The sequence below is a fragment of the Pseudarthrobacter sp. TRD_SC_9 genome, from assembly GCF_055361265.1.
In genome coordinates this window covers 2,814,412-2,836,013 of the sequence record NZ_CM143956.1, presented here as the reverse complement: position 1 = coordinate 2,836,013, position 21,602 = coordinate 2,814,412, and the positions used below count along the sequence as shown (strand labels likewise).

Here is a 21,602-nt window from a genome sequence, read left to right as displayed (position 1 = left end):
CGCTGATTTTCTTCGCATAGACTTAAGTCTATGAACGAACAAAAACCCGCGGCCCCCGTTTTAGGGGGCGGCGGGTTTTTGCGTATCCGGCTTGATTTGGCGTACGACGGCGGCCCCTTCAGCGGGTGGGCTGTGCAGCCCGATCAGCGCACGGTTCAGGGAACGCTGGAGAGCGCGCTGGAACTTCTGGTGCGGCGGCTGGTCCGCGTGACCGTTGCCGGCCGCACCGATGCCGGCGTCCATGCACGCGGCCAGGTGGTGCACCTGGACCTCACCGAAGCCGAATGGCTGGGGCTGAACCGTGGAGTGGAACTCGATCCCGCCGTCGCGCTTCTCCGCCGTCTACGGGGGGCCCTCAGCCGCATCCTGGGCGACCTCACCGGGGCCATTGAGGTCCATAAGGTATCCATTGCCCCGCCCGGGTTTGACGCCCGCTTCTCCGCCCTCTGGCGCCGCTACAGCTACCGCATTGCTGATGGCCCTGCACTGTGGGATCCGCTGGGCAGGTACGCCACGCTGTGGCACAAGAACCCGCTGGACGTGGACCTCCTCAATGAGGGCGCCACGCAATTGCTCGGGCTGCAGAACTTCCGCTCCTACTGCAAGCCCCGTGAAGGATCCACCACCATCCGGGAGCTTCAGCGCTTCGAGTTTGCCCGCGGCGAAGACGACATCATCGTAGCCACCGTCCAGGCGGACGCCTTCTGCCACAACATGGTGCGGGCCTTGATTGGGGCTTCACTGTGCGTGGGGGAGGGTGTGGAGCCACCTGGCTGGCTCCACGAGAGGCTGCTGGCCCGGAAGCGGGACGCGAAGTCCGTGCTGGCGCCTCCTCACCCCTTGGTGTTCGAGGAAGTAGCGTATCCGTCCGACGGCGAGATGCTGGCCCGTGCCGAGCTCACCAGGGCGCTGCGGCAGTAGGCCTTAGGAAAGCTGCGGGCGGACCGGCAGCGCCACTGTGAAGGTGCTGCCGTTGCCGGGCGTGCTGGTGCAGCGGATGCTTCCGCCGTGGCGTTCTACGATGGCCTGTGTGATGGACAATCCCAGCCCTGCTCCTGGAATGTCGGCCTCCCGCGCGGATTCCGCCCGGAAGAAACGACGGAAAATTCGGGCGGTGTCCTCGGCGGTCATGCCCATCCCGGTGTCGTGAACGGCCAGCTGAATCCAGTCTGCGGTAGTCTCCGCGCTGATATTCACGACGCCTCCGTGGGGCGAGTACTTGATGGCATTGGACACCAGGTTATCGATCGCCTGCCCGATCCTCAGCGGATCCGCGTGGACCCATAATGGCGAAGGGACCGCCGCTGTCAGGGAGACGCGGGACCTGTCTGCATGGGCCTGGGCGGAGTTAATGCTGGTCTCCACCAGGCTGGCAAGATCCGTTTGCTTGGGATGTACTTTCATTGCTGTAGTTGCTGACACGGTCAGGTCTGAGACCAAGGCCAGCAGCCTCTCTGAATTTCGCTGCACGATCTGGAGCCGCTGTGCGCACTGCGACGAAATATCTTCCATGTCCTCGAGGGCGAGGTCGATATTCCCAAGGATGGAATTCAGGGGCGTTCTGAATTCATGGGAAACATTTGAGACCAGCGCCTCATTTGCAGCCACAGCTTCAACGAGGCTGGTGACGTCGCTATAGACGATTACTGCCCCTGCCAATTCACCATTGTCATTTGCCATAGGCCGTGCTGCCGTGGATAGCGCAAGGCTGCCGGGTCCTTGGCCAACCCATACCAGATAATCTGCGAAAGATTCCCCTTCAATTGCCCGCCGCACGGGGCGCTTTTCCTCAGGCAGTGACGTGACTTTATCCTGCGCGAAGATTAATTGGTCCCTTTCCTGTGGCGCTGGTGCCGCGTAGGCAGGATTGGCGGTCTGCTCAAATAATCTTTGCCTGTTGTTCATCAGGAGGTGCCTGCCCTGGGGATCAACCGCAACGACTCCGACGTCGGTGGCGTCCAGGATGGCAGTCAGCAGCCTTTCACGGTCCCGTGTGGTGCCCAGCGCTTCCCGGAGCTCGGTCTCGATTCTCCGAAGCTGACGCTCTTGAATCCGCATGTTCGCGCTGGCGAAGCGTATGGCTAGTGACACTGCCAGCGTCATAAGCGGCAGGAAAACAACCGGGGCGAGTTCCGATGCGGTGATGGTGGAGAAATCACCGGGCAGGGACGGAAGCATGATCATCAAGGGACCCACCACGCTGAGCACTGTGCTGGTCAATGCGTGAATCCCGGAAGCCGCGAGCCAGATTACAGGAAAAATGGACAGGACACCCAGGCCAGGGAGAATATCGGCAGCCCCGTGGCGTGAGAACCCGATCGCCACGAGGTCCAATACCGGAATGATGAGGTAGGCGCTAGGCCGCAAGCGTTCCCAAGGAATGAGGAGGCAGGCCAGGAACAGCAGGGCCTGGAGGTGGATTCCTGCCATGTAGGCAGGGTTGTGGAGCAGGGCCGGCCACGCAAAGGGGGTGGCTACAGTGATTGCGCAGGCAATCACTGTCAGGGGGAGCTGGCACAGTGCTACCTGCGCCCTTGGGCCTAAACCCTTGAAGTACCTGTTCGCCCTGCGCTGCAGCAGCCGGTCGGTCACAGGCGCTGCCCCTTGAGGCGCGACCAGAATCCGTCCGGTGAATTGCGGGCGAATTGGAACCGCACCATGTCCCACCTTCCGCCGTTCAGCATTTACTTCCGGTGTCATCCTAATTGACTACGCCAAGACAAACGAAAGTGATTCTGTTATCAGGGCATTTTCCTTGTAGCGTAGGGAGCAGTGAGACGGTGATGTCATTGGCGCTGGGCTGGTGGGGGGCATTTCCGTTTGGCCTAAGGATAGTAATGGACGAGCCTGGAGTAGCCGTAGTAATTGAGGATGATGCCGATGTCCGCAACCTCCTGGAGGGAGTGCTGACACAGGCAGGTTTTGAAGTACACACCGCCGTGGACGGGCGTGAGGGAGTTGAAGTCGTACGGCAACAGCAGGCGACTGTTGTGACGCTGGATATTGGTCTTCCCGACGTCGACGGCTTTGAAGTACTCCGTAGGATCAGGCATTTCAGTAATGCCTACGTAGTGATGCTGACAGGCAGGACTGAAGAACCGGACCTGCTCTCGGCGTTGAACGCCGGTGCCGATGATTACATCGCCAAACCTTTCCGGCCACGGGAACTGAGGGCCAGGCTCTCGGCCATGATGCGCAGGCCGCGACACGAGATCTGCCCGCCGCTGCCGCAACGCCAGGAGGCCCCGGCAACGAAGCAGGCCCCGGGGAAGCTGCATCACAATGGCTTGGTCCTGGATGCTCGGACACGTTCCGTTGAACTGCCGGGCGGGCAAGTGGCGCTCACCCGGAGTGAGTTCGGTCTTCTGCACGAGTTGTTGCGGGCCGGCGGGGCGGTGCTCAGCAGGTCGGAACTGGTGCGGGCTGTACGGGGTGATTTTTATGATGAAGACACCTACATCAGCGAAGCCGACGAGCGTGCCGTGGAGGTGCACATTGGAAACCTCCGGCGGAAGCTCAAGGAAGACGCGCAGGCGCCCCTGTGGCTGCAGACAGTGCGGGGAGTCGGCTACCGGCTGGCGCCGCCGCGATCTGACCAGGTGGACCGCTTGGCTTAGCAGCCGCGGGGATCGCCGAAACCTACAATCCCGGCGCCAGGATGTACGTGGCCTGGAGCTCTGACACGGTCCGCTCGCCATCCCTGGCCACTTGGTCCATGAGCGACTGGCACTGGGCAAAATCGTTCCGCCGGATGGCTCTTTCCACCGTCTCTGCAAGCTGCGCAAGGCGAAGGCCGCCCAGCATACTGGACGTGATCTTCAGGCTGATGATGGCGTCCAGGGCAGCCTTGCTGTCCCCGCTCTGTACGGCAGCATCAAGTCGGCCGTACCGCTCCGCCCACATGCTGGCGTAGTCGTGCGCAAAACGAACAGCCAGCAGCGGGCCGCCCAGCTGATCTTCGAGGTCCACTAGGACCCCCGGATCAAGCACGGGAAGCCGTTCTGCGCCGTCCAACGGGGGCCTTTGCATGTCTCAAGGTTACTTCCTGATTTACTGGCCGCTGAACGTCACGACGGCATTAATGACCGCGGGACCCAGAATGGCGATGAAGAGGACAGGGAAGATGAAAAACAGGAGGGGGAACAGAATCATGACCGGAAGCTTCATGGCTTTCTCCTCGGCCCGCTGGCGGCGCTTGACCCGCATCACTTTTGCCTGGACCCGGAGGACCCGGCTGATCGCAATGCCGTAGGTATCGGCCTGCACAATGGCCTGCACAAAACTGCGCAACTCCGGAAGGTTCGTCCGTGCCGCGAGGGCCAGGTACGACTCCCTGCGGCTGCGTCCCACCTGCATGTCCTGCAGGGTGCGCACCAGTTCCTCCGCCAGGGGTCCCTTCCCGTTCGCGCCGGCCCGTGCCATGGCACCTTCGAATCCAAGCCCGGCCTCAACCGAGATGAGCATTTGGTCCAGCGTATTCGCCAGTTCCAGCTGGATTGCCTTCTGGCGTTCCTGGCCCTTGCTGTAAAGCATGAGGTCCGGAATGAAGTATCCCAGGAACAGCACGAACAGGCCGGTCAGTTTCATGAGTGGGGTGGTGCCCACAGAGACGAAGTAGATGCCAACCACTGCGCCGGCCACGCCAAGGGCAAACTTGGAGCCCAGCACCTTGCCCAGCGGCATGGAAACCGGGCGACCGGCAAGGGAGAGCAGGCCGTCCAGGAAGTTCACGTAGGCGGCAGGAGTCAGTCTACGGCCCACGGTTTCAAGCAGGCCGGGTTTGGCGTCAGGGATGGCACCCATATGGACGGTGCCACGGGCCAGCAGCTCCGAGGTGGCCAGCCGGCCTTTCTGGTCGGTGGCCAGCAGGGTCCAGGTAAGGGCTGCCAATGGCACACAGACCAGGAAAACTGCGAGGAGGATCAAGGGGCTCATCATCCCTCAGAACTTCAAGTCGATGATTTTGCGCATCCATAGCGCGCCGATGGTCATGAGGACAACGGAAGCGCCCATCATGGCCCAGCCCAGCGGATGCGTGAACATGCTGTTCATGTAGCTCGGACTGGTGGCGAGCAGCATGCCCACGATGCCGAACGGCATCGCAATCAGGATGTAGGCGGAGAACTTTCCTTCAGCTGCCAACGCCTTGATGTGGCCTTTGATTTCGCTGCGCTCGCGGATGGTTTCACCCACTTGGTCCAACACTTCCGCCAGGTTTCCGCCCACTTCCCGGTTGATCTGGATGGCCTGGGCAATCCAGATGAAGTCCTCGTTTTTCATCCGCGCTGCAGCTTCGTTGAGGGCTGCCAGCAGGTCGCGCCCCAGGCTGGTTTCCGTAATGACCCTGCGCATCTCCTCCGAGGTGGGCTTCTGCGATTCCAGCGCTGCCGCGTCAATGGCCCGCAGGATGCTGTGGCCGGCACGAAGGCCGCCAGAGAGCAGCTGCAGGGTATCGCCCAGCTGCTCATCGAACCGTGCCCGGCGTTTGCCCGCCAGGTTGCCTAGGACGAGATGGCCAATAAAGGGAGAAAGAACGGCGAGGAGGACTCCCACGGCGGGCCCGACGGCGACAGCGCCCACCAGGAAGCCGACGAAGGCGCCTATTGCCACCAGGATGAAGAATTCTGCCTGGGTCAGCCGCAGACCGGCGTTCTCCAGGGTGTTCCGGTCAAAAAGCCTGAGGTTCCGGCCGGCCAGGAGCCGCTCGAAAGAACCTATAGTGGTTCCCGCAAAGCGGGTCAGCGCAGACGGCGGATGGGGCTCGAAGGGACGGCGCCGGTCCATGGGAACGTCAGGGGTGCCGGGCACAAGTATGGCGATGCCCAAGATGCTGACGGCGGCCAGTAGCACGATGATGCCTGCGTAGAATGCCACGGCTGTCACCGTCCGGCCGGGGAGAGCGCGCCGGCAAAAACGGCGGGCGAAACATGGATTCCCAGGTCCTCGAACCTGTCGATGAAACGGGGCCTGATGCCCGTGGCCACCGGCTTGCCCAAGAACCGGCCGTGGGCGTCAACACCAGCGGCATAGTCGAAAACGAAGGCATCCTGCAGGGTCACGATGTCCCCTTCCATGCCCTGGACTTCGGTCACATGGGTGATCCGGCGGGAACCGTCACGCAGCCGCGAGATCTGGACGATGAGGTTCACGGCCGAGGCGATCTGTTCACGGATTGCCCGAAGGGGCAGTTCCATGCCGGCCATCAGCACCAGCGTTTCAAGGCGGGCCACCGCATCCCGGGGGGAGTTGGAGTGGACTGTGGAAAGGGACCCGTCGTGGCCGGTGTTCATGGCCTGCAGCATGTCCAAAGACTCGCCGCCGCGCACCTCGCCCACCACAATGCGGTCCGGCCGCATACGTAGGGAATTGCGCAGGAGTTCGCGGATGGTCACTTCGCCTTTTCCCTCGGTATTGGGTGGCCGGCTTTCGAGCCGGACAACGTGCTGCTGCTGGATCTGGAGTTCCACTGCGTCTTCGATGGTGACGATGCGTTCGTCGGCCGGGAGGAAGGAGGACAGCACGTTCAGCAATGTGGTCTTACCGGTTCCGGTGCCGCCGGAGACGATGATGTTCAGCTTGGCCTTCACGCAGGCATCGAGCAGTTCAGCCATCTCAGGCGTGAGGGTGCCGAAATCGATCAGGTTCCGGACGGTCAGCGGAACCTTGCTGAACTTTCGGATGGTCAGTGATGATCCGCCTACGGCCAGGGGAGGGATCACGGCGTTGACACGCGAGCCATCCTCCAGCCGGGCATCCACCAGCGGCGAGGATTCGTCGATCCGGCGTCCCACCTTGGAGACTATCCGTTCGATCACCTTGCGCAGGTGTTCCTCGGAGCTGAACCGCGATTCGCTGAGGGTCAGTTTGCCCTTCCGCTCCACGTAGATCTGGTCCATCCGGTTCACCATGATTTCAGTGACCTCCGGATCGTCCAGCAGGCGCTGCAGAGGCCCGTAACCCAGTACGTCATCGGCCACGTCGCGGACCAGCCGGGTGCGTTCCTCGGCACTGAGAGGAACCTGTTCGGCGTCGATAATCCGGGTCAGTTCTTCCTTCGCGGTGCTGCGGAGTTCCTGCTCGGTTACCGAGGTGTCATTGAACCTCGCACCCATGCCTTCGAAGAGGGCGGTGGCGGCACGAAGTTTCATCGCGGCAAAAACATCCACGGGTTGTGCTTTGGGAGCCTGCCCCGCCAGATCCAGGGAAGGGGATGGTGGAAGTACGACGGCGGCGGGCGGCTTCCGCACTGTGTCCGCTCGAGTGGTGGCTTCTGCACTTGCAGGCAGCCGCACGTGTGCCGACGGTCCAGCCCCAGGTGTGGTGTTCAGGGCGACGGCCGGGTGGACGCCTTGTTTCCGGTCCTGGACTGCGTTGATCCGTTCATAGAGTTTCACTGGATAACCACCCTTCGGTGCAGTTTTCGCTGGGTATGGGTCCGCCATGCAGGGTTGAAGCGCTCAACCAGCTGCTTAAGGCTCTTGACGGCGGGATCCTTCCTGGATTCCTGGAGCACCGGGATGCCACGGTTCGTGGAGAGTGCCACGGCCCGGGAGCGCGGGATGCTGATATCCACTGGCGCGCCGATAGTGGATTCGACGTCCTGGATGGTCAGGCCCGCTTTGGCGTCCGCCATGTTCAGGACCACGTGCCGGGACTCCGGCCTGATCTCGAGTTGGCGGAGGACCTCCAGCCCGGAGCGCAATCCCCTGAGGCTCGGTACGTCCATGGCGCTGACCCAGACGACGTCGGTGCATTGCTCAAGGGCGGCAATCCCGATATCAGGCAGTCCCGGGGCTGTGTCCAGCACGACGTACTGGAATTCCTGTGCCAGCTGTTCCACCAAGCGGGTGACCTGCGCAGCAGTGATGTGGTCTGCTTCCACCGGGTTCGGCGGCGCGCACAGGGCATAGATTCCGGCCGGGTGCACCGTGAGGAATGCCTTGAGGACCAGGGAGTCCTGGACGGCGGCCAGGGTAACAGCATCGGTGACAGTGTGCTCAGGCGTCAGGTAAAGGCCTGAAGCAACGTCGCCGAACTGCAGGTCCAGGTCAACGATCACGACGCTCATGGGCGCGATCTGGCCCAGCCCAATGGCGATGTTCGTGGCGAGGGTTGTCTTGCCCACACCGCCCTTCGGCGAAAATACACCTACCACTAACCCTTTGCCACTGCTCTGTGCCGGCGGAGCGTCACTGCCGCGGTGACGGCTGGCGAACGACTGGCTGGCACGTTCGAGCAGCACCCGGATCTCCGCTGCATCGGCATTTGGGCTCAGGATGTCGCGGATCCCCACCCGCATGGCATTGAGGATAAAGGCAGGGTCGGCCTCATTCACCAGTACCAGGCTCAGGCCCGGAAGCTGGACGTCAAACACCTTGGCAAAACGCAGCGCCTCATCCTGGGGAACGTTAGGCCCGACGATCAGCACTTCGGGCTGCTCCTGGTTGAGCAGGGCAAAGAGTTCACGGGGACCAGCAGGGAGGATGTCCGAACTGATGGTCTGCACCGTTCCACGGAGGCCATTGGCGACGGCGGCCCGCAGTTTCTGGTCGAAGTCGCCGTTGGGGGAGAGGAGTACAAAGCGGCTCACTTGTACACCACTTCCGTGCGCTCGATGCGCGGGCCGTTATCCTGGGCGTCGACGGGTTCCTTGGTGAGCCAGAGCCTGCCGAATTCGGAGGCGAAAACTATCTTGCCGGCGTCGATATCATTGACCGCGACCGTCAGCAGCAGAGATCCCTCCGGAAGGGTGGTGTCCTGCGGATTTGGTTGTCCTTCTGAAGCCGGCTGGGCCGGAGCGGCCTGCGGCGCCCGCTGGACAGCGGTAACCAGGACCTTACGGAGCGTCATCTGCGTGGTGGCATCTTCCGGCTTAGCCTTGTCCGCGCCGCCATCAAAGGTGAGCAAGATGCCAACGTGGTCTCCGACGGCGACGCGTCCGCCCACCACGCGTTGTGGCTCCAGCTGGAAGGAGACTTCCTGCAGCCCTGGCGGAACCTCAATGGAGCCTTCGGTTTTCGCCTGTTCCGGGGTAACGAGCCGTTCGGCCAGGAGCTGTTCGCCCGGGACCAGGTCCACAGCGCTGACAGTGCCTCCGGAATTTTCAAGGGAACTCAAGGCAGTGGCTGCCACGCCCGCACCCGGCACTTTCTCGATCACCAGCGAGGCGGCCATTTCGTTGACCGGGGTGCCCTTGGGGATCGCCGTTTTGACTACCAGGACATCAACAGGGTTGGTGGTGGCGAGGGCGCGCTGGTCGGCGCCCTGGGCGTACACAACGATGAGGATGGCGCCTACAATCGCCAAGGCAATAGCGGCCGTTCCGGCCAGCAGGCGAGACTTCACGTTAAGCTCCTGGGTTGGGGATTCTTTGTGCGGTAGGACTAGAGACCGAGGCGGACGATGGTGGCGCCGTACTCGTCCACGGGTCCAAGGGTGTAGCCGTCGGCGAGGGAAACGTACTTGATGAAGCTGCCGATGATTCCGCGGCAGTTTTCAGTGCATGCTGTTGCTGCGGTTACCCCGGTAGTGACTGAGGATGTGTTGCGGAAGGCAAACGGGAGGCTGGCGTCACCGCTGAACTTCCACCCTGTTACTTTGAATGCGGCGAAAGAAGCCATGCCGTAGATAGCGCCGGAACCCGTACCGTTTACCTTGTTGAAGACCGGCAGCAGGACCACGATGTCCCGACCGGCCCTTATCTCGCTGGCCCAACGGTTGAGTTCCGTGGAGCAGTTGCCCGGCGCGTTGTTGCCGGGGTCGCTGCCGCCTTCGCTGACAGCCAGGTCGATTGTTCCGCCACAGACTCCCGGATCCTGGGTGAGCCAGCCGAAGCCGCCTTGAACGGCCGCCCCGGAAGGTCCGTAGTTACAGTCGGCGTTGGCATTCTTTCCGTGTTCCTGGAGGAGCTGCAACGAGCCGTCAATCCGGTCCTTGACCTGGCATACCGAGAACGCAAGGGGAAAGGCTGTGCGTCCCTTTATAGGGCTGCCCCAGGCAGCCGAAGCGCGGGCTCCCACCTCTTTGGTGGGAATCCCCAGGATGTCTGCGAAGAACAGCGACACGGAATTGCTGGCGCCGCCGGTCTCCTTGGCCGATGTATAAACCACCGCCGTGCGGGCGGTTTTGTCCAGTTCGATCGCGCGGACGTTGCTCATGCCGTCATGGGCGTTTTGGTTTACTAAGCTCTTGGCAAGTTCCGACGTCGTCGAACATGACGGTCCGGCAGCGTTCCCGGCGCATTTCTGGGCGGTGGCGATGGCGGCGGCGTCTGCGCCGCTCTGCAGCTGCGCGCGCTCGGAGTAGATGACCCCGACGTCGACGGCGATCGCCACCGAACCGAGGAGGACCACCAGCAGGAGTGCGGCGATGACAGTGACGGTTCCGCGCTCGTTGGAGTTCGTTGCCTTCAGCCGCCGCATAGCATTACTCCATTGCCGGTCATGGGGAACGGGCCGGCGATGCCGGTAATGGTGGACAGGTTGTACTTGATGGTGAGGGTTACCTGGCTGCCGATGCTGCATACCTGCGTGCTTAGCGTGATGTCTGATACCGGGATAGTTGCGCTCACGGAAGCTGCCGCGTTTTTCGCCGCAGCCTTGGCGCTCGCGGGGTCGTTGGAAATGGCCATGACACGCACCCCGTCCCGGGCAGCGTTGGTGAGGGTGATCTGGGCGTTGTAGGCCCGGCCGAATTCGATGATCCCGAAAACCAGCATCAGCAGCAGCGGCAGCAGGATCGCGAACTCAACGGCCACTGCACCGCGTTCCGGGTTCTGCATCGCGCTGCACCTTCTTTTCTTGGAGTGGCCTTGGGGCCAGCTCGTGGCTTGGACTGTCTATGAGAGGGCAGAGGGTGGTACCGGCGGACTGCCGGCACCACCCTCTGCGTTGGTGTTAGGTGGTAGCTGCGGGGGGCACTACGACGGCCGGAACCGGAATCTTGCCGCTGACTCCGGTGAACATGCTATTGAGGTTTGTGCCAAGGAGCGTGACCGCCCCAATGATGACGACAGCGATGAGAGCGACCATAATGCCGTATTCAACAGCGGTGGCGCCCTTTTCTTCGTTACGGAGGCGGATCATGAGGTTGGTGTAAAGAGAAAGCATTTCGTACTCCTGAGCGAGTTCGGATGGCTGGCCCTGTACCAGCTCTGAAACGAAGCTAGCAAGCGAAAAAGCCGTATCGGCCGGACCTTGCAGCATCCTTCGGAAAGGCTTGACTGTCTGGGCTCTTCCTGCGCATTTACCGTGCGGATACTGCGGTCAGGCTGGCAATCCGCACATCCGGTACGTCCACACGCTGAGCCAGGGCGAGGTAGGCCTCTTTCGGACCCCGTCCCACCTGAATGTCCTGAAGGGTGCGGATGAGGTCGTCTGCAAGTGGTCCGTTGTTGAATTCGCCAGCCCGGCTCATGGCGGCTTCGAAGCCCAAGCCAGCCTGTACTGAGATCAGCATCTGGTCTAAGGCATTGGGCAACTCAAGCCGAATTTCGGCGTTTCTGGGCCCGGTTCCGGATGGCGTGCTTGGCAAGTATTCCGCATTGAAGTGCTGCAGAGAGCCCGGCATGCCGGCGGCAGCAACACGCGTCCGTTGTTCAAAGGCCTGATCGGGGGTGATTATGATGAAACGGCTCATTTGAATACCCTGCTTCCATTGACGACGCCGGCGTTATCTTCGACTGCGTCTGCCGGTTCCTTTGAGAGGTACACCTTCCCGTACTCGACTGCGTAAATGATCTTTCTGCGTCAATCGAATTCGGGGCCTGCCCTTGAAGTTCTACGCGCACCAAGCGAATGCCGCGCGTATAAGGGCCCTTAAAGAAACAACAGCACGCCAACAGCGGCAGCAATCATTGAGGGTCCGTGAGCTACTCCTTTTGGCGAAATTCCGCGCTTAATTGCAACAAGAGCCACAGTGACGAGGCCGTTGAGGGCCAGGCCCAGGAGTATTCCGTAAAAGAGCTGGGGCCAGCCTGCGTAGCCTAGGTACAGCCCGAGCGGCGCAGCCAGTTTTACATCGCCCATTCCCATGGCTCCGGGCGTAATAAGTGCCAACAAAAAATAGAACATGAAAGCAATTGCTGCTCCGACCACACCGCGGAGGAAATTTCCCCAGTCGTTTTCCAAGAGGGCGGGCAGTAGAAGAAACGTAAAGCCGCCGGCGCCGAGAGCCAGTACCAGCGGATTGGGGAGCAGATGTAGGGCCAGGTCGATCCGGGCCAGCTGCATGCCTAATACGGTGAGGACGGCCATGGCTGGAAGAAGGGGACTGACTCCGAAACTCAGGACAAATGCCGCGCAGAGCGCTCCGGTGAGTACCGCCGTCGTACTTCTGACCGTAAGAGGGGGCAGGGAACCGAGGCGGGGGAGTGCCACCGCTATAAACCGGGCGGCCAGCTCGGACAGGAGCATGCCGGATAAGGCGGCTACAACGGCCGGTACAGTGTCCACATTTTCTCCCTAGAACCGCCGCAGATGGCTGACACGCTAGCCCATTTTGACCCAGCCCCCGGGTTCAGGCTATTCTTGGTAGTCGTTGTGCGTGTCCTATCTCGATGATGCGTGTCCGCTTGAGAATCCGGTTGCAGGATAACTACTCAGCGGTCACATTCGGGACATAAGGATGACTGGTTACATAGAGCCCTCACCTCTGTTCCGGTAGCGCATAGATAGTAGGTGCACGCGATTGAGCGACACCTAAACAAGAACGCCAGAATAAGAACGAGGCAAACACCGTGCGTACGTACACCCCGAAGCCCGGCGATATCAACCGCCAGTGGCACGTCATTGACGCCACAGACGTTGTCCTTGGTCGTCTCGCCAGCCAGACCGCAATCCTGCTGCGCGGCAAGCACAAGGCCACCTTTGCATCCCACATGGACATGGGCGACTTCGTCATCATCATCAACGCCGAGAAGGTAGCCCTGACCGGCGCCAAGCTGGAGCAGAAGCGCGCATACCGCCACTCCGGTTACCCGGGCGGCCTGACTTCCACCACCTATGCGGAACTGTTGGAATCCAACCCGGTCCGCGCCGTGGAAAAGGCCATCCGTGGCATGCTCCCGAAGAACTCCCTCGCTGCGCAGCAGCTGGGCAAGCTGAAGGTGTACCGCGGTGCCGAGCACCCGCACGCCGCCCAGCAGCCCAAGACTTTCGAAATTTCCCAGGTCGCCCAGTAGTCCTGGCCACCAAACAACTTATACAAGGAGAATCGTGGCTCAGAACGAAGAACTGACCACCGAAGCCGTTGAGGCTGAGGAAAACCTGACCAGCTACACCTCTGAGAGCGGTGCTGCTGAAGCAGCTGCTCCCAAGAAGGAGCGCCCGGCCCTTACGGTTGCCGGCGCAGCAGTTGGCCGTCGCAAGGAAGCTGTTGCCCGCGTCCGGATTGTCCCGGGCTCCGGCAAGTGGACCATCAATGGCCGCGACCTTGCCAACTACTTCCCCAACAAGCTGCACCAGCAGGACGTCAACGAGCCCTTCCGGATCCTGGATCTGGATGGCGCCTACGATGTCATCGCCCGTATCCACGGCGGCGGCATCTCCGGCCAGGCCGGTGCACTGCGCCTCGGCATCGCCCGTTCACTGAACGAGATCGATACTGAGAACAACCGCGCCACCCTGAAGAAGGCCGGCTACCTGCGTCGTGACGCCCGCGTCATCGAGCGTAAGAAGGCTGGTCTCAAGAAGGCCCGCAAGGCTCAGCAGTACTCCAAGCGCTAAATCCGCTTGCGGCGCCCAGGCGCTCAACAAAACCCGTTCCGCCTCTGTGGCGGGACGGGTTTTGTGCTTTCCGCCACGTCCTCCTGAGCTGGCAAGCTTCGCCAAGGCAGGGCATCGGGGGAGCATCCCCTAGACTTGACCGGTGTCTAGATTATTTGGAACCGACGGTGTCCGCGGATTGGCCAATGGCCTGCTGACTTCTGAGCTCGCAATGCAACTGGCCCAGGCCGCAGCCGTGGTGCTTGGCCATGACCGAAATACGTCCGGCGCCCGGCCCCGTGCCGTGGTGGCCCGTGACCCACGAGCCAGTGGCGAGTTCATCGCTGCGGCCGTGGAAGCCGGGCTGGCGAGCTCCGGCATCGACGTCTATGACGCCGGTGTACTCCCCACTCCCGCGGCCGCATACCTGGTGGCCGATCTGCAGGCGGATTTTGGCGTGATGATCTCCGCCTCCCACAACCCGGCTCCGGATAACGGCATCAAATTCTTCGCGAAGGGCGGCCAGAAGCTCCCGGACGACGTAGAAGACGCCATCGAGGCGCAGATGACCCAGGAAGCCTTCCGGCCTGTTGGCGGCGATGTGGGACGCATCCAGCGCTTCTCCGACGCCGAGGACCGCTACATCGTGCACTTGCTGGGCACCCTTCCGCACCGCCTCGACGGCCTCAAAGTGGTCCTGGACTGCGCCCACGGCGCTGCCAGCGGCTGCTCACCTCAGGTGTTCAAGGACGCCGGTGCTGACGTGATCGTCATGGGTGCTGAGCCTGACGGTCTAAACATCAACGACGGCGTGGGGTCCACGCACCTGGGCCCGCTCAAGCTCGCGGTGCTGGAGCACGGCGCAGACCTGGGCATTGCGCATGACGGTGACGCCGATCGCTGCCTGGCCGTGGACCACGAGGGCAACGAGGTGGACGGTGACCAGATCATGGCCATCCTGGCCGTGGCGCTGAAGGCTTCCGGCAAGCTCGTCGACGATGTCCTGGTGGCCACCGTCATGAGCAATTTGGGACTGAAGATCGCCCTGCGTGAAGCGGGAATTCACCTCAGAGAGACCGCCGTTGGCGACCGGTACGTTCTCGAGGGAATGCGCGACGGCGGGTTCAACCTGGGCGGGGAGCAGTCCGGCCACGTGATCTTCGCCGATCACGCCACCACTGGCGATGGCGTCCTGACCGGCCTGCAACTGGCCGCACAGGTGGCCCTCACCGGCAAGCCCTTGAAGGAGCTGGCCACTGTTATGACCAAGCTTCCCCAGGTGCTCATCAACGTCCGCGGCGTGGACCGCTCCCGGGTGCACGGCGACGTAAAGCTGGCTGCCGCCGTCGCTGTTGCTGAAGCACGCCTGGGTGACGGCGGACGCGTGCTCCTGCGCCCGTCCGGAACCGAACCTGTGGTTCGTGTCATGGTGGAAGCGCCGGACGAGGCCACAGCGCAGGAAGTGGCTGAGCACCTGGCCCAGGTGGTCCGCACCGAACTGGCCCTGGAACTCGTCACCGACTCGTAAGAGCCTGAAGCCCAGCGCCTGAATAACAACAGCAGCCCGCCTCCTGAGGAGACGGGCTGCTGTTGGTTGTGTGCCGCTGTTAGCTCTGACGGGACCGCAGCGAGTCGCGGATCTCGGTGAGCAGGGCAATGTGGGGATCGACTGCCTCTTCTTTGTCAGTGATGCCAAGGCGGCGGTTGCGGCGCTCGACCATATGGTTCATGGGGACAACAACGATGAAGTAGATCGCTGCGGCCACCAGGACAAAGGAGATGACGGCGGAAATGACGGATCCATACATGAATCCTTCCCACTGCATCTCTTCAATTCCGTTGGCACTGAAGAGCCGGCCGATCAGCGGGGTCAGCAGGCCATCCACGATGGAGGTCACAACCGAGCCGAAAGCGGCACCGATAACGACAGCGACGGCAAGGTCAATGACGTTGCCCTTCATCAGGAAACTCTTAAATCCACTCAGCATGGATCAAAAGTAGCGCACATCTGATCAGGGGTAGCCCGGCGCTGCGCCGGTCCCAAAGTATTCCTCAAGCGTGTGGATGCCTTTGTTGGTCATGTCAGTGGCTGCTTCGACGCCGATGTAGCGCAGGTGCCAGGGCTCGTAGTAGTAGCCTGTGACCGGATGGAACATCCACTGGTACCGCACCACAAACCCGTAGCGGTGGCCGTTGGCCGCCGCCCACACGCCTGCCGGCTGTTCGGCGAAGCAGGGCTGGAAACTGCAGGCCCCGCCGCCGTCCGCGATATCAAAGGCCCAACCGGTCTGGTGCTCCGAATAGCCAGGCCTGGCCGAGGCCGTGTCCGCATCCGGCTGACCGCGGGCAGCGACGTAGTTGTTATACGTGGTGACCTGGGTGCCGTAGGAACGGTAGCCGCTGGCCAGGGTGAGGTAGACGCCGTCGTTGGCTGCCGCCGCGAACATCGCTTCGGCCGCCGCCGCCGTGGTGCTGTTCAGCAGGGCTGACTCACCGAACGTGGCCAGTGCAACGGACGGCTGAACGAGATCCGCCGGAACGTAATCAGCAGGCTGCAGCGGGCAGTTCTTATTCACCACCAGCCAGGGACTGGCCGGATCGGTCAGGGAGAACTGGCCGGGCAGGGCAGCAGACGGCGCAGGTTCCGGAACCACAGGGGCTTCGCTGACCGGCTCCGCTGTCTCGGCGGGGACTGAAGGTGATGAGGACGCAGCTGCAGACGGGGTGCCGGACGCAGTTGCCGCCGTCGATGCCTCCGTCGTCTGTACGGGACCAGCGGGGGCAGGCGGGCTACACGCGGTCAGGACAGTGAGTCCGGCACCGACGGCAAGGAATGTGGCAAAGCTGCGGCGGCTGGCCCCGGACGGAGCAGGTTCACAATCCCGGCACATGGCTAGACCTTCCTGAGCAGCATCCGCCGGATGGAGTGGTCGGCATCCTTGGTGAGCACCAGCTGCGCCCGCCCACGGGTGGGCAGCACGTTTTCCTCAAGGTTAGGCTCGTTAATGCGCTTCCAGATATCCCGGGCAGTTTTCTCCGCCTCTTCGTCAGACAACGTGGCGTAGCGGTGGAAATACGACTCGGGCTGCGCGAAGGCCGTAGTGCGGAGCTTGCGGAACCGGTCCACGTACCACTCCTCTATATAGGCGGTCTTGGCGTCAACGTAGATGGAGAAGTCGAAGAAGTCGCTCAGCGCGAGGCCCTGCCGGCCATCATGCCGCGGACGCGCTGGGGCCAGCACGTTCAGGCCTTCGACAATCAGCACGTCCGGGCGGCGGACCACCACTTCGCGGCCGGGCACAATGTCATAAGTGACGTGTGAATACCAGGGTGCGCGGACTTCCTCCGCGCCGCCCTTGATAGCACTGACAAACCGCAGCAGTGCCCGCCGGTCATAGGATTCCGGAAAGCCCTTGCGGTCCAGGAGCTGGCGGCGCTTCAGCTCGGCAAGCGGGTACAGGAAACCATCGGTAGTGATGAGTTCAACATTCGGCGTCCCGGGCCACCGCCGCAGCATCTCACGCAGTACCCGGGCGATCGTGGACTTGCCAACCGCCACGGAACCGGCCACGCCGATCACAAACGGAGTGCGTTGGGTGCTCTCGCCAAGAAACGTGGTGGTGGCGGCATGCAACTGGCCTGCGGCTTCCACATAGAGGTGCAACAGGCGCGAGAGCGGCAGATAGACATCACGGATTTCCGTCATGTCCAGGGGATCACCGAGGCCGCGAAGGCGCAGGACATCCTCCCAATTGAGGGGTTGCTCCATCTGGGCGGCCAGGCGGGACCACGTGTGGCGGTCCAGCTCCACGAAAGGAGAGGTACCCTCTCCGTTCGCTTCGTTGCGTTGCAAAGTCACTTTAGTGATTCTGCCCCTTCCCGACGCCCAGAGCGAACCGGGACGGCACAAAACTCCCGGGAACAAGCGCCTGCCCCGCTTCGGGGGCCAGCCGATGAGGGCAATGATGTAAAGGCAGCACCCCGGAGACGTTAGGGTTAAGCCTATGTGTGGAATCGTCGGATACGTGGGCCGGGTCAACGGCCAAGAAGCTTCAACCCATGGCGCCCTGGACGTTGTCCTGGAAGGCCTGCGTCGTCTTGAATACCGGGGCTATGACTCCGCCGGAGTGGCAGTGGTAGCGGATGGAGTCATCTCCACCCGTAAGAAATCCGGGAAGCTGGCCAACCTGCTGACCGAACTGGAAGAGCGGCCCTTGCCCGCATCGCTCACCGGAATCGGTCACACCCGCTGGGCCACCCACGGTGGACCCACGGACCGTAATGCCCACCCGCACCTCGCGGACGGCGGCAAACTGGCAGTCATCCACAACGGGATCATTGAAAACTTTGCCGAAATCAAGCAGGAACTGCTGGCCAAGGGTGTGAGCTTCGTCTCAGAGACGGACACTGAGGTGGCGGCGGCCCTGCTAGGAGACATTTTCCGTACCCAGCTCAAGGGGGACGTCAGTGACGGCGCCCTGACCAAAGCCATGCAGCTAGCGTGCCAGCGACTCGAAGGTGCCTTCACCCTGCTGGCCGTCCACGCCGACCAGCCGGACGTTGTCGTTGCCGCCCGCCGCAACTCACCCCTGGTGGTGGGCCTGGGCGAGGGCGAGAACTTCCTCGGCTCCGATGTCTCCGGCTTCATCGACTACACCCGCCGCGCCGTCGAGCTGGGCCAGGACCAGATCGTCACCATCACCGCGGACACCGTGGAGATCACCGACTTCTTCGGCGTCCCCGGTGTCGGCAAGGAATACCACGTTGACTGGGACCCGGAATCTGCCGAAAAGGGCGGCTTCAGCTCCTTTATGGAGAAGGAAATCCACGACCAGCCAGACGCCGTGGCGCAGACCCTGTTGGGCCGCTCGGACCTCAACGGCAAGCTGACACTCGACGAGATCCGCATCGATGTTGAGCTGCTCAAGCAGGTGAACAAGATCATCGTGCTGGCCTGCGGCACTGCCGCCTACGCCGGCATGGTTGCTAAATACGCGATCGAGAACTGGTGCCGGATCCCCACCGAGGTGGAACTGGCCCACGAGTTCCGCTACCGCGACCCCATTCTGGATGAGAACACGCTGGTGGTGTCCATCAGCCAGTCCGGCGAGACCATGGACACCCTGATGGCCGTGCGCTATGCCCGGGAGCAGGGCGCCAAGACCATCTCCATCTGTAACACCAACGGGTCCACGATCCCGCGTGAATCAGACGCCGTGCTGTACACGCACGCCGGGCCGGAAATCGCCGTTGCGTCCACCAAGGCATTCCTGGCCCAGATCACCGCCGCCTACCTGCTGGGCCTGTACCTGGCACAGCTGCGCGGTAACATCTTCAGCGGCCAGATCAAGGACGTCCTGGCGGACCTGTCCAAGATCCCTGAGAAGATTCAGACCATCCTGGACAACGCCGGCCCCCTGCGCGAGCTTGCCCGCAGCATGGCCAATGAAAAGTCGGTGCTTTTCCTTGGCCGCCACGTGGGTTACCCCGTGGCCCTGGAAGGCGCGCTCAAGCTCAAGGAGATCGCTTACATCCACGCGGAGGGCTTTGCGGCCGGCGAACTCAAGCATGGCCCGATCGCCTTGATCGACGATGGCCAGCCGGTGTTCGTGGTAGTACCGTCGCCGCGCGGCCGTGACTCGCTGCACGCCAAGGTGGTCAGCAACATCCAGGAAGTCCGGGCCCGTGGCGCGCGTACCCTGGTCATCGCCGAGGAAGGCGACATGACAGTCCAGGACTACGCCGAGTACGTGTTCTACGTGCCAGGGACTCCCACACTGCTGATGCCGCTCCTGACCACGGTCCCGCTCCAGATCTTCGCCGCCGAGCTGGCCTCCGCCAAGGGTTACGACGTGGACCAGCCGCGCAACCTGGCCAAGAGCGTCACCGTAGAATAGCCGCATGATTGTTGGCATAGGCGTTGACGTTGTGGACATCGAGCGGTTCGGACGGCAGTTGGAGCGCACCCCTGGGCTGCGTGACAGGCTGTTCGTCCCTGCAGAGAGGGAACTGAACACCCGTTCCCTCGCTGCAAGGTTTGCCGCGAAGGAGGCCGTCGCCAAGGTACTGGGCGCCCCGGCCGGCATGAACTGGCAGGACTGCTGGATCGGCCTTGACGAGCACGGCCCAACCATCAAGGTCAAGGGCACCGTCCTGGCTGTAGCCGAGTCCAAGGGAGTCAAGCGCTGGCACCTCTCGATGAGCCATGACGGCGGAATTGCCACCGCGACGGTCCTGGCCGAAGGCTGAGCCCTGACATCACCATGATCAGGGCGTACACCGGAACCAACATTCGAGACGCTGAAAAGCCGCTTCTCAATCAAGGTAGCGGCCGCATCCTGATGGAACGGGCCGCCTACGGCCTGGCCAACGCCACCATCCGTGAGTTGCAGGGGCGGAACCGCCGGCTCTACGGCGGCTCCGCCGTCGTTCTGGTGGGGAAAGGCAACAACGGCGGAGACGGACTTTTCGCCGCTGCCATCCTGCGCCGCCGGGGACTGCACACCACGGCGATCCTCACCTCTGCGGAAGCGCACCCTGCCGGCCTGGCAGCCTTTAAGGCCTCCGGCGGGATCATCCAACAAGTCACCGAACGTTCGACGCCGGAACTCGCTGAGCTGTGCTCCTGCGCCGATGTTGTCATCGACGCCGTCCTGGGTACCGGTGCGCACGGCGGCCTCAGTGGTCCTGTGGCGGCGCTGGTGGCGGCCGTAGCTGCCGCCCCGCCCGGGCTGGTTGTGGCCTGCGACGTCCCGAGCGGCGTGAACGCTGACACCGGGGAAGTGGCGGGGCCAGTCCTCCCGGCAACCTTCACCGTGACGTTCGGGGCCGCAAAGGCCGGGCTGCTGGCCGATCCCGGGGCGGACTATGCCGGCCGGATCGTGGTGGTTCCCATCGGCATCGAATCGTGGCTGGGAGAGCCATCGGTGCTGCGCCTGGAAGCGGCCGAGCTTGCCGGGCTGCTGCCGCAGCCGGCCCGCAGGTCGCATAAGTATTCCCGTGGTGTGCTCGGCATCGTGGCCGGGACCCAGTCCTACCCCGGGGCTGCGGTGCTGGCCTGCCAGGGGGCGCTGGCCGCCGGAGTGGGCATGGTGCGCTACCTGGGGCCACCGGCTGTGGCCGCGTTGGTGCAGCAGGCCTGCCCGGAAGTGGTGTGCTCCACCGGCGAGGTCGCCGATGCACATGTGCAGGCCTGGCTGGTCGGACCCGGGCTGGTGCCGGCGGGATCCGGCTCTGCTGCGGGGGCCGACGCCGGCGGCAATGACCACCAATTGCGGCGCGCCCGGGACGCCGTGGCCTCCGGCTTGCCCGTGGCCGTCGACGCCGGCGCCCTGACCGGGCTGGCGTCATCGCTGGGACCGCAGGCTGTCCTGACACCGCACGCCGGCGAGCTCGCCACGCTGTTAACCCGCCTGGGCTACGAAACCGAGCGGGCCGCCGTCGAACATTCCCCCCTGGAAACCGTTGCTCTCGCCGCTGGGATCACCGGCGCTACCGTGTTGCTCAAAGGCGCCACCACCCTGGTGGCCACCCCCGGCGCTTGCGTATTCAGCCAAGCGGAGGGGACACCGTGGCTGGCCACCGCCGGAAGCGGCGACGTCCTTGCCGGGATCATCGGCGCACTGTTGGCGCAGGCAGATCCCGACGCCGGACGCCACCGGGCACTGGGCATCAGCGATGCCGGACGCTGGGCTGCACTGGCTGCACTGGGAGCCTCACTCCACGGACTCGCGGGGACCTCGGCGTCGGAGGCCCGGGGCGGTGGGCCGATCACCGCTGGCGACGTCAGCGAAGCCTTACCCCAAGTCCTAGGTAAAGTCAGCATGCTTAGTAACTCTGTACCCCGCTCACGTAACAGTCAGGGCCTGCCAATAGGGTAGGCAGTAGTTCGCACCGTCA

Annotated in this window: 22 protein-coding genes and 1 pseudogene; 8 read left to right on the top strand and 15 right to left on the bottom strand. The window is 62.9% G+C overall.

Translation table 11 applies throughout. The features are described from left to right. Positions 1–30 precede the first annotated feature (30 nt). Complete coding sequence (gene truA, locus ACWA13_RS13140; protein WP_463934644.1) at positions 31–921, top strand: tRNA pseudouridine(38-40) synthase TruA; 891 nt, start codon at positions 31–33, stop codon at positions 919–921. A 3-nt stretch (positions 922–924) separates the two neighbouring features. Here truA and ACWA13_RS13135 read toward each other — a convergent pair whose 3' ends face one another. Next, a complete protein-coding gene (locus tag ACWA13_RS13135; RefSeq protein ID WP_463934643.1) occupies positions 925–2,430 on the bottom strand; it encodes a sensor histidine kinase in 1,506 nt (501 codons plus the stop codon). Positions 2,431–2,837: 407 nt separating this feature from the next. On the opposite strand from ACWA13_RS13135, the gene ACWA13_RS13130 reads away from it, so the two are divergent. Beyond that, complete coding sequence (locus tag ACWA13_RS13130) at positions 2,838–3,617, top strand: response regulator transcription factor (RefSeq protein ID WP_463934642.1); 780 nt, start codon at positions 2,838–2,840, stop codon at positions 3,615–3,617. Between the two features lie 22 nt (positions 3,618–3,639). Here the strand turns inward: ACWA13_RS13130 and ACWA13_RS13125 are convergent, their stop codons facing one another. The 11 genes and pseudogenes from ACWA13_RS13125 to ACWA13_RS13075 form a co-directional block, all read right to left on the bottom strand. Next, positions 3,640–4,029, bottom strand: coding sequence for an Hpt domain-containing protein (locus tag ACWA13_RS13125; protein WP_463934641.1), 390 nt, complete (start codon positions 4,027–4,029; stop codon positions 3,640–3,642). Positions 4,030–4,050: 21 nt separating this feature from the next. Next, positions 4,051–4,935 (bottom strand): type II secretion system F family protein, encoded by an 885-nt coding sequence (locus ACWA13_RS13120; protein WP_463937931.1) that lies wholly within the window; start codon positions 4,933–4,935, stop codon positions 4,051–4,053. 6 nt (positions 4,936–4,941) lie between these two features. Further along, the gene (locus ACWA13_RS13115) at positions 4,942–5,874 is read right to left on the bottom strand and encodes a type II secretion system F family protein (protein ID WP_463934640.1); all 933 of its coding nucleotides are present in this window, start codon (positions 5,872–5,874) and stop codon (positions 4,942–4,944) included. Between the two features lie 5 nt (positions 5,875–5,879). Beyond that, positions 5,880–7,394 (bottom strand): CpaF family protein, encoded by a 1,515-nt coding sequence (locus ACWA13_RS13110; RefSeq protein ID WP_463934639.1) that lies wholly within the window; start codon positions 7,392–7,394, stop codon positions 5,880–5,882. Continuing rightward, the gene (locus ACWA13_RS13105; RefSeq protein ID WP_463934638.1) at positions 7,391–8,590 is read right to left on the bottom strand and encodes an AAA family ATPase; all 1,200 of its coding nucleotides are present in this window, start codon (positions 8,588–8,590) and stop codon (positions 7,391–7,393) included. The genes ACWA13_RS13110 and ACWA13_RS13105 overlap by 4 nt, the downstream gene beginning before the upstream one ends. After that, positions 8,587–9,345 (bottom strand): Flp pilus assembly protein CpaB, encoded by a 759-nt coding sequence (cpaB, locus tag ACWA13_RS13100; protein ID WP_463934637.1) that lies wholly within the window; start codon positions 9,343–9,345, stop codon positions 8,587–8,589. The genes ACWA13_RS13105 and cpaB overlap by 4 nt, the downstream gene beginning before the upstream one ends. A gap of 38 nt (positions 9,346–9,383) precedes the next feature. Continuing rightward, positions 9,384–10,421: a pilus assembly protein TadG-related protein gene (locus ACWA13_RS13095; RefSeq protein WP_463934636.1), complete on the bottom strand. Its 1,038-nt coding sequence runs from the start codon at positions 10,419–10,421 to the stop codon at positions 9,384–9,386. Then, positions 10,409–10,780: a TadE/TadG family type IV pilus assembly protein gene (locus ACWA13_RS13090; RefSeq protein ID WP_463934635.1), complete on the bottom strand. Its 372-nt coding sequence runs from the start codon at positions 10,778–10,780 to the stop codon at positions 10,409–10,411. Before ACWA13_RS13090 ends, ACWA13_RS13095 begins: the two co-directional genes overlap by 13 nt. A gap of 115 nt (positions 10,781–10,895) precedes the next feature. After that, the gene (locus ACWA13_RS13085) at positions 10,896–11,108 is read right to left on the bottom strand and encodes a Flp family type IVb pilin (protein ID WP_463934634.1); all 213 of its coding nucleotides are present in this window, start codon (positions 11,106–11,108) and stop codon (positions 10,896–10,898) included. A gap of 169 nt (positions 11,109–11,277) precedes the next feature. Next, positions 11,278–11,490, bottom strand: a pseudogene (locus tag ACWA13_RS13080) (type II secretion system F family protein); the annotation flags it as partial. A gap of 326 nt (positions 11,491–11,816) precedes the next feature. Continuing rightward, complete coding sequence (locus tag ACWA13_RS13075; protein ID WP_463934633.1) at positions 11,817–12,452, bottom strand: prepilin peptidase; 636 nt, start codon at positions 12,450–12,452, stop codon at positions 11,817–11,819. Positions 12,453–12,736: 284 nt separating this feature from the next. On the opposite strand from ACWA13_RS13075, the gene rplM reads away from it, so the two are divergent. From rplM to glmM, 3 genes are all read left to right on the top strand, one after another. Beyond that, positions 12,737–13,180: a 50S ribosomal protein L13 gene (rplM, locus tag ACWA13_RS13070; RefSeq protein WP_463934632.1), complete on the top strand. Its 444-nt coding sequence runs from the start codon at positions 12,737–12,739 to the stop codon at positions 13,178–13,180. 34 nt (positions 13,181–13,214) lie between these two features. After that, the gene (gene rpsI, locus ACWA13_RS13065; protein WP_463934631.1) at positions 13,215–13,724 is read left to right on the top strand and encodes a 30S ribosomal protein S9; all 510 of its coding nucleotides are present in this window, start codon (positions 13,215–13,217) and stop codon (positions 13,722–13,724) included. A gap of 142 nt (positions 13,725–13,866) precedes the next feature. After that, positions 13,867–15,231 (top strand): phosphoglucosamine mutase, encoded by a 1,365-nt coding sequence (gene glmM, locus ACWA13_RS13060; protein ID WP_463934630.1) that lies wholly within the window; start codon positions 13,867–13,869, stop codon positions 15,229–15,231. 79 nt (positions 15,232–15,310) lie between these two features. On the opposite strand, the gene mscL is transcribed toward glmM, so the two are convergent. The 3 genes from mscL to coaA are packed head-to-tail and all read right to left on the bottom strand — an operon-like array spanning position 15,311 to position 17,562. Beyond that, positions 15,311–15,691 carry a large conductance mechanosensitive channel protein MscL gene (gene mscL, locus ACWA13_RS13055; protein ID WP_463934629.1) on the bottom strand — a complete coding sequence of 127 codons (381 nt, stop codon included), beginning with the start codon at positions 15,689–15,691 and terminating at the stop codon, positions 15,311–15,313. A gap of 24 nt (positions 15,692–15,715) precedes the next feature. After that, positions 15,716–16,594: a M15 family metallopeptidase gene (locus ACWA13_RS13050; RefSeq protein ID WP_463934628.1), complete on the bottom strand. Its 879-nt coding sequence runs from the start codon at positions 16,592–16,594 to the stop codon at positions 15,716–15,718. A gap of 2 nt (positions 16,595–16,596) precedes the next feature. After that, positions 16,597–17,562 (bottom strand): type I pantothenate kinase, encoded by a 966-nt coding sequence (gene coaA, locus ACWA13_RS13045; RefSeq protein WP_463934627.1) that lies wholly within the window; start codon positions 17,560–17,562, stop codon positions 16,597–16,599. 145 nt (positions 17,563–17,707) lie between these two features. On the opposite strand from coaA, the gene glmS reads away from it, so the two are divergent. From glmS to ACWA13_RS13030, 3 genes are read left to right on the top strand one after another with little or no spacing between them, the layout of a single operon-like run. Further along, complete coding sequence (gene glmS / locus ACWA13_RS13040) at positions 17,708–19,600, top strand: glutamine--fructose-6-phosphate transaminase (isomerizing) (RefSeq protein WP_463934626.1); 1,893 nt, start codon at positions 17,708–17,710, stop codon at positions 19,598–19,600. Positions 19,601–19,604: 4 nt separating this feature from the next. After that, a complete protein-coding gene (locus tag ACWA13_RS13035) occupies positions 19,605–19,952 on the top strand; it encodes a holo-ACP synthase (protein ID WP_463934625.1) in 348 nt (115 codons plus the stop codon). Positions 19,953–19,966: 14 nt separating this feature from the next. Beyond that, positions 19,967–21,583, top strand: coding sequence for an NAD(P)H-hydrate epimerase (locus ACWA13_RS13030; protein WP_463934624.1), 1,617 nt, complete (start codon positions 19,967–19,969; stop codon positions 21,581–21,583). Positions 21,584–21,602: the final 19 nt, after the last annotated feature.